The 11,713-nt window shown below is 59.4% G+C and carries 9 protein-coding genes and 1 tRNA gene; 5 read left to right on the top strand and 5 right to left on the bottom strand.

Annotated elements, in window-relative coordinates:
* Positions 1–22 precede the first annotated feature (22 nt).
* The gene (locus AAHA39_RS19955) at positions 23–493 is read right to left on the bottom strand and encodes an Lrp/AsnC family transcriptional regulator (protein ID WP_033115549.1); all 471 of its coding nucleotides are present in this window, start codon (positions 491–493) and stop codon (positions 23–25) included.
* 143 nt (positions 494–636) lie between these two features.
* On the opposite strand from AAHA39_RS19955, the gene AAHA39_RS19960 reads away from it, so the two are divergent.
* Positions 637–1,155 (top strand): phosphatase domain-containing putative toxin, encoded by a 519-nt coding sequence (locus AAHA39_RS19960; RefSeq protein WP_320657265.1) that lies wholly within the window; start codon positions 637–639, stop codon positions 1,153–1,155.
* 1 nt (position 1,156) lies between these two features.
* Here the strand turns inward: AAHA39_RS19960 and metA are convergent, their stop codons facing one another.
* Complete coding sequence (gene metA, locus AAHA39_RS19965) at positions 1,157–2,104, bottom strand: homoserine O-acetyltransferase MetA (protein WP_042032834.1); 948 nt, start codon at positions 2,102–2,104, stop codon at positions 1,157–1,159.
* Positions 2,105–2,248: 144 nt separating this feature from the next.
* Between metA and AAHA39_RS19970 the strand changes: the two genes are divergently transcribed.
* The 4 genes from AAHA39_RS19970 (at position 2,249) to yidA (ending at position 7,560) form a co-directional block, all read left to right on the top strand.
* Positions 2,249–3,493: an HD-GYP domain-containing protein gene (locus AAHA39_RS19970; protein ID WP_165791465.1), complete on the top strand. Its 1,245-nt coding sequence runs from the start codon at positions 2,249–2,251 to the stop codon at positions 3,491–3,493.
* Between the two features lie 54 nt (positions 3,494–3,547).
* Entirely contained in the window at positions 3,548–4,711 is a 1,164-nt protein-coding gene (locus AAHA39_RS19975; protein WP_320657264.1) for a competence/damage-inducible protein A, read from the top strand.
* 257 nt (positions 4,712–4,968) lie between these two features.
* Complete coding sequence (locus AAHA39_RS19980; RefSeq protein ID WP_320657263.1) at positions 4,969–6,636, top strand: DUF342 domain-containing protein; 1,668 nt, start codon at positions 4,969–4,971, stop codon at positions 6,634–6,636.
* 114 nt (positions 6,637–6,750) lie between these two features.
* Positions 6,751–7,560 carry a sugar-phosphatase gene (yidA, locus tag AAHA39_RS19985; protein ID WP_320657279.1) on the top strand — a complete coding sequence of 270 codons (810 nt, stop codon included), beginning with the start codon at positions 6,751–6,753 and terminating at the stop codon, positions 7,558–7,560.
* A gap of 80 nt (positions 7,561–7,640) precedes the next feature.
* On the opposite strand, the gene AAHA39_RS19990 is transcribed toward yidA, so the two are convergent.
* The 3 genes from AAHA39_RS19990 to AAHA39_RS20000 all read right to left on the bottom strand — a co-directional run bounded on the left by AAHA39_RS19990 (position 7,641) and on the right by AAHA39_RS20000 (position 11,637).
* Positions 7,641–10,724, bottom strand: a complete 3,084-nt coding sequence (locus AAHA39_RS19990; RefSeq protein ID WP_320657262.1) for a transglycosylase domain-containing protein — start codon at positions 10,722–10,724, stop codon at positions 7,641–7,643.
* A gap of 209 nt (positions 10,725–10,933) precedes the next feature.
* Positions 10,934–11,251 carry a PTS system regulator TmaR gene (gene tmaR / locus AAHA39_RS19995; protein ID WP_033115541.1) on the bottom strand — a complete coding sequence of 106 codons (318 nt, stop codon included), beginning with the start codon at positions 11,249–11,251 and terminating at the stop codon, positions 10,934–10,936.
* Positions 11,252–11,560: 309 nt separating this feature from the next.
* A tRNA-Asp gene (locus AAHA39_RS20000) sits at positions 11,561–11,637 on the bottom strand.
* Between the last annotated feature and the right edge of the window lie 76 nt (positions 11,638–11,713).

Below are 11,713 nucleotides of genomic sequence, written 5' to 3' on the forward strand. Positions count from 1 at the left end.
AGGCGGTTTTTTCACACTGGCGTTATGGCTGGGGGAAACAGGGCAGCGAGCGGCTGAACCTGTGCTCGAACACCAGCGAGGTCTCGAGATGCACCACCTCTTCGCGGGAGGTGAAGTGATCGAAGACAAAGTTGCGCAGGTGTTCGGTATCGGCCACGCAGAGGTGCACCAGGAAATCATCCTTGCCGCCCATGTGGAACAGGCTGATCACCTCGGGCAGCACCAGAATGGCATCGCGAAAATCATCGATGATCTGGCGGCTATGGCGGGCCAGTTGCAGGGAGACCATGGCCTGAATGTGACCACCGAGGGCCTGATAATCGACCTCGCAGTGCGCCCCTTTGAGCACCCCGTCCTGTTGCAGCTTGCGTACCCGTTCCAGACAGGTGGAGGGAGCAACCCCCACCAGCGCGGCCAGATCCTTGTTGGTCATGCCTGCATCCCGAAACAGATGGGCCAGGATATCCAAATCCAGTTGATCCAGATTTCTCATCTTCACTCCTCTAACCGCTCAATTTTTTAGACTCTGCCCGTAAACCGGGCCAAACACAACGGCCATTGACATCCCCCCCGCCCTGCCTATGCTTGGCGCCATTCGCCGGGCTCGGTAAACCGGCCACCACACGAGGATCCGCCATGCACCCGTTTCATCCCTTCTGGAGCCTGGAGCTTCCCCGCGTCGATGGTCAGCTGCTGCTGACCCCCTGTCCGGGCACCCAGCAGGTGCCGCTGACTCTCGCCCTCGACCAGCTGCGACTGGCCGGTGCCCACGCCGTCATCACCCTGATGACTGACGCCGAACTGACCCGCTTCGACCTCGCCCACCTTGGCGTGCAGGTCGAACGGGAGGGAATGCGCTGGTTCCACCTTCCCATCGAAGATGATCAGGCCCCCGACTCCCGTTTCGAGCAGAGCTGGCTGCAACTTCTGCCCCGGCTGACCGAGCTGCTGCACGATGGCAAACATCTGGTCATCCACTGCAAGGGGGGAAGCGGTCGCACCGGACTGCTGGCCGCCCTTCTGCTGATCTCCCTTGGCCAGCCCCTCGACGAGGCGATGGCCACCGTCAAAGCCCACAGACCCAAGGCATTCACCCTGGATACCCACCGCCACTGGCTGCAGCAGCAGGCCGAGCGACTGGAGAACAACGCCTGAACTACTTGCCGCTCTGGTCGTAGGTAAAGACCTTGCCGATATCCTCCACCCGGTAGCTGGTGAGCTGATAGACATAGTAGTTGAGCCAGTTGGAGAACAGCAGATGGCCGTGGCTGCGCCAGCTGGCGCGTGGGGTCTGGCTCGGGTCGTTGTTCGGGTAGTAGTTGACCGGGATGATGGGGTCGAGCCCCGCGGCCAGATCCCGGCGATATTCACCGTCAAGGGTCAACGCATCGTACTCGGGATGGCCGGTCACGAAGACCTGACGACAATCCTTGGTGGCCGCCAGATAGACGCCCGCCTCTGCTGACTCCGCGAAAATCTGCAGATCGGTGTGAGCACGGATCAGGTCGCCATCGAACGCCGCATAGCGGGAGTGCGGTGCGACAAACTCGTCATCAAAGCCGCGCAGCAGCGGCTCGTGTTCATCGAGACGGTGGTGGTGATAGACGCCGGAGAGCTTCTCGCCCCGGGTCTGCTTCTCCATGCCATATAGGGCTTTCAGCGCCGCCTGCACTGCCCAGCAGAGGAACAGGGTGGAGGTCACATGCTGATGGGACCACTCGATGATCTCGACGATGCGCGGCCAGTAAACCACCTCCTCGAACTCCACCAGCCCGAGCGGAGCCCCGGTGATGATCATGCCGTCGTAGTTGTTGCCACGCACCTGCTCGAAGTCGTGATAGAAGTTCTCCAGATGCGCCTGCGGCGTGTTCTTCGACTCCCGATCGTCGATGCGCAGCAGATCCACATCAACCTGCAGCGGCGAGTTGGAGAGCATCCGCATCAGCTGGATCTCGGTCTCAATCTTCTTGGGCATCAAATTGAGGATCAACACCCGCAGTGGGCGGATGTTCTGGGTGACGGCCCGTGATTCCGTCATCACGAAGATGTTCTCCTGCCCCAGCACTTCGGCGGCGGGTAACTGGTCCGGGATCTTGATCGGCATGCTTACTCCCTGTACTGCATCGGTAAATATGTCTGGACATCCAGAAGCCTATAATAAAGCGTTCACCCTGTCATCAGATACCTTTTGTATTCACCCTCGCCTTTGACTAGCATACGGCTCAGTATCTCCCCTGCATCCAAGATAATGACCGGTATCAAGATTTCCGTAGATCGACTGCAAGTCGGCAACTATGTATCCCTGCCACTGGGGTGGCGCGAACACCCGTTCCTGTTTTCCAGCTTCAAAATCAAGAATGAAGAAGAGATCGAACTTATCCGTCGCCTAGGCCTAAAACTGGTGACCATCATTCCCGACAAGAGCGATGTGCCGCCCAAGCCTCTCGAGCAGGCACATGCCGTCACCCAGCCATCGGAAAACGCCGATGCAGCCCAGCGTCAGGCCCAGATGCAGCAGGAGAAGGATCGCCGCATCGAGCAGTTGCAGCAGTATCGCCGCAATCTGCAGCAGTGCGAAAAGCAGTTCCAGCAATCGCTGGCGCAGGTGCGCAGCGTAATGAGCAAGATCCAGTCTCGCCCCCTCAATGCCATCGGCGAGGCGCAGGAGCTGGTCAACGCCATGACCGAGCAACTGCTCTCGGTAGACGAGATGGTGCTCCATCTGGTCTCTGACGGCGAGGATGGCAACAACCTCTACTTCCACTCCCTCAATGTGAGCGTGCTCAGCATGCTGCTCGCCAAGGAGTGCTGCATGACGGCCGACGAGATCCGCCAGGTCGGCATGGGGGCACTGTTCCACGATATCGGCAAGCTGAAGATCCCGAGCCAGATCCTGCGCAAGACCGAGCCGCTGACCAAGCCGGAGCAGAACCTGATGGCCCAGCACCCGCGCTACGGGCTGGACCTGCTCAATCTGGCCAAGGATTTTCCGGCCGAAGCGAAGGGCATTGTGCTGCACCACCACGAATATCTGGATGGCAGCGGCCCGGAGGGGCTCAAGAAGGGGCAGCTCGATCCGCTCACCCAGATGGTCTCCCTCATCAACGAATACGATAACCTCTGCCACATGCAGGCCAAGGTGCCCTACTCGGCCCTGAGCGGTCTCTACAAGCAGCGCAAGGCCCAGTTCAATCCGGAGTACCTCAGCATGCTGATCCGGCTGATGGGGATCTACCCGCCCGGCAGCGTGGTACAGCTCTCCAACGGCCAGGTAGGGCTGGTGATGTCGGTCAACGCCTCCCGCCTGCTCTACCCCTCGGTGCTGGTGTACGATCCGCGCATCCCGCGTCAGGAAGCGGCCATCATCGACCTGCAGCAGGCCGAGCTCTCCATCGCCAAAGTGATCCATCCCAAGCGGTTGCCACCTGCGGTGTTCGAGTACCTCAACCCGCGTACCCGGATCAGTTACTACTTCGAGCACAACAAGCCCTGATCCCCGCAGGCCAATAGCCCTCTCTTTTCCCCGTTTCAGCACAAGGAGCCCGCCATGCGTATCGAGATCATCAGCACCGGAGACGAGATAGTGACGGGACTGGTGGTGGATACCAATGCCGCCTGGCTCAGCGCTCTGCTGCTGGAACAGGGGTGGCAGGTGCGCCGCCGCCTGACGGTGGGGGACAACCTCACCGACATGAAAAACGTGCTGCAGGAGAGCGCCAGCCGCGCCGAGGTGGTGCTGGTGTGTGGCGGGCTCGGTCCCACTGCCGACGATCTCACCGCCCAGGCAGCGGCCGAGGCCTTCGGCCAGCCGCTCACCCTGTTTCCGGACTGGCTCGCCACCATTGAAGCGCGTTACGCCAGCCGCGGCCGTACCATGCCAACCAGCAATGCCAAGCAGGCCTGGCTGCCGCAGGATTGCGAGATACTCGACAACCCGGTCGGTACCGCTTGCGGCTTTGTGGTCAATCACCCGGCCAGCCACGGCCTGAGCCGCCTCTTCTTCACCCCGGGCGTCCCCTTCGAATTCAAACAGATGGTTCGCGAGCAGATCATGCCGCGCCTCAAGGTGCTGGCCGGCGTCCGGACCGATACCGAGCTGCGCCGCTTCTACACCTTCGGCATCTCGGAATCAGCCCTCAGCGATATGCTGGATGTGGCCCCCTGGCCCAGCGGCATCGAACTCGGTTACCGATCCGCCATGCCGCTCATCGAGCTGAAGCTCATTGGCCACGGTGCCAGCACGGCAGACATGGATGCAGCCGAAGCGCGGCTGCTCGCCACCATCGAGCCCTGGCTGGTCGGCAGAGGGGATATCGAACCGGCGCAGCAGATCCTCACTCTGCTGGGAGAGAAACCACTCGCACTGTATGAATGTGAGAGCCAGGGGGCCTTGCTTGCCATGTGCCATGAACACGCAGCGTTGGAGGCCAGTTTTAGCAGTGCCTTGGGCTGTGAGCTTGCCCAGCTGACGGGCACTCCCCATGGAGTGAGTCTGACCATAGGCCGGGCTGGCCCGAACGGCGTGCCACTGCTGCTCTGTGCCGATGGACAACCGTTTGGTCAGACCCTCAAGGTCAGCCACCCGGATCCCGAGAGCCGCCGCAAGATCCTCGCCTTCGCCGCCCTCGACATGCTGCGCCGCCATCTGCTGGGATTGCCGGTACTGGCCGATTACCTCACCCTGACCAGAACAGCCCGGCTCGGCGACTGACCTACGCTGAAAACCAATCCTGAATCTTCTGCGCCGCACAGGCTCGTTTCCATGATCCGGCATTGGGCCGGGTCATCTCCAATCAGCACTGTCATTTCTTACGATCCCGTCACCCATTTGCACTCAATCCATTGACCTTCCAGCAGAAATATCCAAATACTGCACACTCTTCGGCTCAGTGATTCGCTTTATCCATCATTGAGAGATTTAATGACAGTAGAGGGGCTATTCCCTCTCCCACCCAGCAAGGAGAGCCGGTGTTAAGCAAAGAGTGGCTGCTGCTATCAAGTGACATGGATCAGGTCTGCCTGCGCATCGCGCCGGGTCTCACCAAACCTGTCACCGAACAGGATGTGCAGACCCTGCTGCTCGCCTCCAACTGCCGCCGCTATCAACCTCTGACGGAGGGGATCAAACAGTCGATCGCCCTGCTCAACATGCTGCAAGGCAACCCTGCCGCCTCTGTTCCAACGACTCCCATCCCCATCGCCAAGCGGCACGATGCCAAGGTGCTTATTCTGGTCGAGAAAGATCGGATGAGTGCCAGCGCCCAGCTCACCGCCGACTGGGGTGGCAAGTACCTGACCCTCGAACAGTTGCAAGAGGCGATCTCCATCAGCGAGGTGAAGCAGGGGGTCAGCGAGGCTCTGCTTGCTACCGCCATCCTCTCCGCCAAAGAGGCGGCCCCCGGCAGCATGCTGAAACTGGTCATCGCCCGTGGCCAGGCCGCCGTCAACGGTCAGGACACCCGCTACGAGCGGCTGGTGGAGACCCCGGCTGAACGTATTCTCAAACCTCAGGAGCTGGATCATGGCCGGGTCGATCTGAGGGATCTCGGCTCCATCGTCACCGTCAAGGCAGGTGCCCAGCTGATGCGCCGTCACCCGGCCACTCAGGGCGTCCCCGGCTTCACCGTGACCGGTCAGGAACTCCCCGCCAAGCATGGCAAGGACAGTCCCATGAGTGCCGGAGAGGGCACCTTCTTCTCGCCCGATGACCCGGACCTGCTGATTGCGAGCCGCGCCGGACTCCCCTGTCAGGAGAAGGCGGGAATGAAGGTGGATGAGGTGCTGAGCGTCAAGCGGGTGGATGCCCGCCATGGTCACATCACCTTCGAGGGAGGACTCATCGTCAATGATGATGTCAATCCGGGCATGAAGATCTCGGTCAGCGGTGACATCGTCGTCGGCGGCTTTATCGAAGGGGGCTGGATTGAAGCGGGGGGAACTATCACTGTGCGCCACGGCATCATAGGTCGGCGCAATGAACAGGGCGAGTACCTATGCCAGCTCAACGCACAAGGGGAGATCCACGCCAACTACGCCCAATATGCCCAGCTGGAGGCCGGCGGTGATATCCAGATCCAGACCCAGCTCAGCCACTGCTACAGCCGCAGTGGTCAGGACATCAAGGTGGGTGACAGCGGGATGCGCAAAGGAAACCTGCTGGGAGGGCTCGCCATCGCCAACCGGCTCATCATCTCTCCCGTGCTCGGTGCATCGGCCGGCAACCATACCAAGCTGCAGATCCTTGGCGGCTACTTTACTCACAAGGAGCAGGAGCATCAGCTCAAACAACAGCAACAGCTCTGTCAGGAGCAGCTCGACAAGATCAAGGAGCTGGTAATGCGGCTGGTGCAACTCCCCACTGAAAAACGCAATCCCGATACCCTGCGCAAGCTCAAACCAATCCGCGAGCGCCATCAGCAGGAGCTCCGTCAGCTGGAAGAGCAACTTGCGGCCAACCACGAAGAGCTGCAAAAGCTGATGGCAGAGATGGACATCATCGCTACCCAGCATCTCTTCCCCGGTATCGAGGTAGAGATGGCCCATCACCACAACCGGGTAGATATCGAACACGGCCCCATCCACTTTTGCATCCGGGAGGATCAACTTCAGATGATCCCCTATGAGGGGCATAAATAGGCCAAACTGCCCCTATTCATATCAGTCGTGACCGTGATCCGGCCGCCGATTTTCGCTACACTCGCCACTTCCCAGGCCCCATTGGGCGGGCCGCCCAGACTCAGGTAGTGAATGATGTACAAGCTGATCGCATTGGATATGGATGGCACCCTGCTCAACCCGCAAGGCCAGATTACTCCCCGCACCCACGCCGCCATCACGGCGGCTCGTGCCAAAGGTGTCACCGTGGTACTGGCCTCTGGCCGGCCGCTGGAGGGGATGAGTCGTTATCTGGTCGAGCTCGGCCTCACCGGGGAGCATGACTATGTCATCTGCTACAACGGCGCTCTGGTACAGCAGGTTGCCGATCAGCGCATCATCCGCAGCCAGCTGCTGACCGGCAGCGATGCCAGCGCCGTCGCCAAACTGGCCGACGAGCTGGAGGTGAACGTCCACGGTTTTTCTGTCACCAAGGGGCTTATCAGCCCGCGCGTCAGCCGTTACACCGAGCATGAATCCCGTCTCATCGGCATGCCCATCAATCTGATCGACTTCGCCACCCTGCCGGCCGACGAGCAGATCATGAAGGTGATGATGATCGACGAGCCGCCCCAGCTCACCCGTGCCATCGAGCGCCTGCCTGCAGAGCTCTATGAGCGCTACACAGTGGTACAGAGCGCTCCTTTCTTCCTCGAATTCATGAACAAGCAGAGCAACAAGGGGACCGGGGTTGCCGCACTGGCCGATCACCTTGGTCTGACCGCCGATCAGGTGATCTGCGTCGGCGATGCCGGCAATGACCACCATATGATCGAATACGCAGGACTGGGTGTCGCCATGGGTAACGCCACCGATGAGATCAAGGGGTTGGCCCAGCACACAACGGCTCGCAACGATGAAGATGGCGTGGCTCAGGTGATTGAACAGTTCATTCTGAACGCCTGACGAGTCAGCGAGAGCTCTGTATTCAATAATAAAAAACGGGGAGGCTTCACAGCCTCCCCGTTTTTATCTCTGTCTGCTACTCACTGAGTGGCCAGACACTGGGTATGGGAACCCGGTTGCAGATAGGGGATCAGCAGCGGCGCCATCCCCTTGAGCACCTGCACCGGCAACGCCGAGGTGAACCGGAACTTGTCGGATTGGCTGCCCGGCACGTAAGCCGTCAGTGTGCCGAAGTGATCATCCCCCAGATAGAAGACGAAGGTCGCGGTACGGTTGCGAGCCTGCGAGCTGGTCACATTGCCATAACGCCCGACCGTCTCGATCCGGTTGTCACCGGTCCCCGTCTTGCCGCCCATTGCCAGCACGGTGCCGTCCGGCATGGTAAAGGCACCGGCAATCCGTTTCGCCGTCCCCCCTTCGACAACCTTGGAGAGTGCATTGCGCAGCGCTGTCGCCACCTCGGCCGGCAAGACGCGTGTCCCTTCGGTATGAGTCGGATCGAACTCGGTCTCGAAAGGCGTACCTCTGGCAAACGAGAGATGCTCGATGCGCAGCGTCGGTACCCGGATCCCGCCGTTCTGGATAATCCCCATCAACTCGGCCAAGGCTGCCGGACGATCGCCCGAGCTGCCCAACGCAGTCGCCAGCGACGGCACCAGATGGTCGAATGGATAGCCCAGCCGCGCCCAGCGCTGATGGATATCGAGGAAGGCCTCAACCTCCAGCATGGTGCGGATACGACTGTCACGGGCACTGCGGTGACGGGTCTTGAACAACCAGCTGTAAACCTCCTGGCGCTCGTCACGGCTTGCCGCAACCGCATCGGCAAAAGTCGCCTTGTCGAACTCCTTGAGGTAGGAGAGCAGCCACAGCTCCAGCGGGTGCACCCGCGCGATGTAGCCCTGATCCGGCAGTGAATACTTGCCGGGGCCGTAACTGACATAGAGCTGCTCGACCCGTTTTGCACTCAGCTTCTCATTCGGCAGACGCTTGGCAAGAAAGGCTGAGAAGGTCGCCAGGTCAGCATCTGGCATCAGATAGCGGTGAACCGCCGCCAAACGCACCGCACTCGGCTTCAACCCATCCAGGAAGGTATCGAGCTGCTCATCGGCACTCTTGCCGTGATACTTGCGCCAGAAGCGCAGCAGATAGGTCTGACCCTCCTTGTCGGCAAACTTGGCCAGATACTCCTGACGACGGGGATCCTTGTCATCCTTGAGCAGCTGGGCGCGGTTCCCCTCCTTGTAGAGGCTGTAACGCACAATGTCACGCAGCAGGCGGACAAACGGCAGGTTGATAGACTCGCGCAGCGCATCGCGAATCGCCGGGATGCGGCCGTTATCCTCTTTGCGGAAGTTGTTGAAGGTGTGCATACCGCCACCGGTAAAAAAGCCTTCGCTGGGGCTTGCGGAGTATTGGCGATCCAGCGCGGCTTCCAGCATCGGGGGCAGGCTCTTGTCCTTCGCGGTCATCAGATAGGAGATGGCCCAACGGCTGAGATTATCCTGAGAGGCATCGGCCAGCTTGCGCAGGCTCGCTGCCGGCATGTCGGCATAGTTGTCATGCAGCTCGGCCACTATCTCCAGATAGGTGGTCAGCACCCGCAGCTTGGCAGTGGAGCCCAGCTCGAGCTTGGATCCTTCGTTGATGTCGAACGGCTGATCGGTGTTGTCGGTCTGTACCCGCACCTTGAACCCTTCCGGCGACTTCTCGAACAGGGTGAAGCTGTAACGCACATCACCGGTCTTCTCTGGCGAAAGCAGGCGCTCACCAAACAGGCCGACCTGTGCCGCAAAAGCGGGGTCAGCCAGCTGCTGCAGATAGTGAGAGATCTCGTTCTGCAGCGGCATATTGAGGCTGGTCTCAGCGGTCAGATCCATCCGGTCGAGATCGTAAAGCTGCACCCCGAGCTGCCGGCTCAGACGGGTACGCGCTACCTGCAACCCCTTGCTGTTATTGACCTTGGTGACCGCCGGAGATTGCAAAAAGTCGCGGAAAGTTACCTTCGCCTTGAGGGCGGCTTCCATCAGCGGAGGCGTAATCATCCCCTCCTGCACAAACAGGCGCAGATAGCTGTCGGTCAGCGTTGCCAGCGCACTCCGCCCCTGAGCCAGATAGTAGGAGGGACGGCGGTGGGCGATCATCAGAGACACCACCTGACGCAGCGCCAGGCCCTGCTCTGCCAGCGAGGCATTCTGGTTACGCGCCGGATCCAGCAGACGGTTCACATCCTCGACATTGGCACCAAACCAGACCCAGAGCCCATCACCCAACCCGTGCACCTCGCCGTAGCCGGGAGCAGCCGAGAGGGGCACCGAGTTGAGATAGGCCCAAGCCACCAGTTTGCGCGCCTCCAGTGTCTCTGGCCCAAGTCGGTAGGCTCGCACACTGGCAGATGCCATCTGGCGGATCTTCTCGGTGGGGGACATGGTCAAGCCATCCGGAGAGTGACGATACTTCTCCACCTGAGTCGCCAGCGTACTGCCGCCAGCAGATTGATCCTGCATATCCAGCGCTTTGCCTACCTGAGAAACAGCCGCTTTGGCAAAGCGTGGCCAATCCACAGCCGGGTTGGCCAACGGCTCCTCATTGCTCAGCAGGTCGCGGTTCTCGATAAAGAGCAGCGACTGGATGATGAGCGGCGGGATCGAGGCAAAATCCGGATAGTGATGGGTCGGATACCGGAACTGGTAGAAAGGTTCGGCGCGGCAATCATAGAGCGACAGCCCGGCCTGAACCTTCTCGGTATAGGGGACAAAGAAGCCACGCTTGGCGTAGTCGTAGAGCGCATCGGAGAAATGCACCTGCTTGCTCACCTGATAGCCCCGTTGCAGCAGCCGTTCCTGCATCATTGGCAGTTGTACGTAGCCAAGTCGCTTGTCGAACGGCCCATCTTCAGGGAAAGCGATTTGCTTGCTCTGGCCGGGCTCAACCTGATAGGTAAGCTTGGCGGCATAGCGCGAGATCTCCTGAGATTGCAGCTTCGAGGTTTTCATCTCGTAGCCAACCAGAGCGATCACAGCCCCAAGACACGCGAGGAAGAGGAAACAAAACAGCCAGCGCCACCAGGGACGACGCTTGCGCTTGGGGTTCCCGTCCGTGGTCTGGACAGATGAATCTTGAGATGCCACTTGTGTCAAATCCGTCTGTTCTGATGCGCCCATAAAAGCCCCACCATGGTTGCGCAATTTATTGTGTTTCAATCAAGCTTAGTCGTTTCAAGTCAATGGCTTGAAACTATTGACCGCTTTGCATTGATGGTAACAGGGCAACTCTAAAAAGGGGAGCCGATTGTTGCAGGAGTGGCAGAGATCAGAGCTGATAACAAAACACCGGCCAATGGCCGGTGTTGTTTAACATGGTAAGCGAAGCATTACTTGTGGGAGCTCATGCTCTTCAGTTTGGTGCTCAGCTCTTTGCGCTCTTTGGAGAGCTCGGCGTTCTTGATGATGTGGTCATCCACTCGCTCTTCATAGTCGGTACGCATGTTGGCGATAATGGCCTGCACTTCATCGATGCTCATACCCGGCTTGATATAGTCGCTCAGGTTATCGAGCAGCAGTACACGCTTCTGGTTGTCACGGATCTTCTTCTCGTTATCCGCAATTTCACGCTTGAGTTTGTTCTGGCGACGGGACATACGCACATATTCCAGTACATCGCTGAAGGTGGACTTGTTTACTTGTTCCATATCGATACCACTAGCTTAAGGTTGATAAAAACTGGCCAAGTTACACCTGGAACCCGGCGAACTCGGCGCGGGACAGGCAAACTCAAGATGCCCTTACTCTACCGAGTTATAAGCGAGATACAACCCTAATCGCGCACCACAAGCCAAAAGCAGACCAGTAAAAATAAACAAGCCGGGTGGATTTCCATACGAAAAAGCCCGGTCATCAGACCGGGCTTTGGTGTCTATTCTGGTGTGCAACGTTGTGGCCGAACGGGCAAATCGACCATAGCAAAAAGGCCTTCCCAATCGGGAAGGCCTTCTATTTAGTGGCGGAGCGGACGGGACTCGAACCCGCGACCCCCGGCGTGACAGGCCGGTATTCTAACCGACTGAACTACCGCTCCGCATTCGGCTAGCTTATTGCTAATTGGGTGCCTGGCAGTGTCCTACTCTCGCATGGCGAATGCCACACTACCATCG

It is taken from the genome of Aeromonas sp. SE22, from assembly GCF_038739755.1.
Taxonomy (GTDB): domain Bacteria; phylum Pseudomonadota; class Gammaproteobacteria; order Enterobacterales; family Aeromonadaceae; genus Aeromonas; species Aeromonas jandaei.

What these genes read in the sequence shown, in the direction of transcription:
- AAHA39_RS19970 (WP_165791465.1), top strand. Translation starts at nt 2,249, where the DNA reads ATGACCGGTATCAAGATTTCCGTAGATCGACTGCAAGTCGGCAACTAT.
- metA (WP_042032834.1), bottom strand. Translation starts at nt 2,104, where the DNA reads ATGCCGATCAAGATCCCGGACCAGTTACCCGCCGCCGAAGTGCTGGGG.
- AAHA39_RS19975 (WP_320657264.1), top strand. Translation starts at nt 3,548, where the DNA reads ATGCGTATCGAGATCATCAGCACCGGAGACGAGATAGTGACGGGACTG.
- tmaR (WP_033115541.1), bottom strand. Translation starts at nt 11,251, where the DNA reads ATGGAACAAGTAAACAAGTCCACCTTCAGCGATGTACTGGAATATGTG.
- AAHA39_RS19990 (WP_320657262.1), bottom strand. Translation starts at nt 10,724, where the DNA reads ATGGGCGCATCAGAACAGACGGATTTGACACAAGTGGCATCTCAAGAT.
- yidA (WP_320657279.1), top strand. Translation starts at nt 6,751, where the DNA reads ATGTACAAGCTGATCGCATTGGATATGGATGGCACCCTGCTCAACCCG.
- AAHA39_RS19960 (WP_320657265.1), top strand. Translation starts at nt 637, where the DNA reads ATGCACCCGTTTCATCCCTTCTGGAGCCTGGAGCTTCCCCGCGTCGAT.
- AAHA39_RS19955 (WP_033115549.1), bottom strand. Translation starts at nt 493, where the DNA reads ATGAGAAATCTGGATCAACTGGATTTGGATATCCTGGCCCATCTGTTT.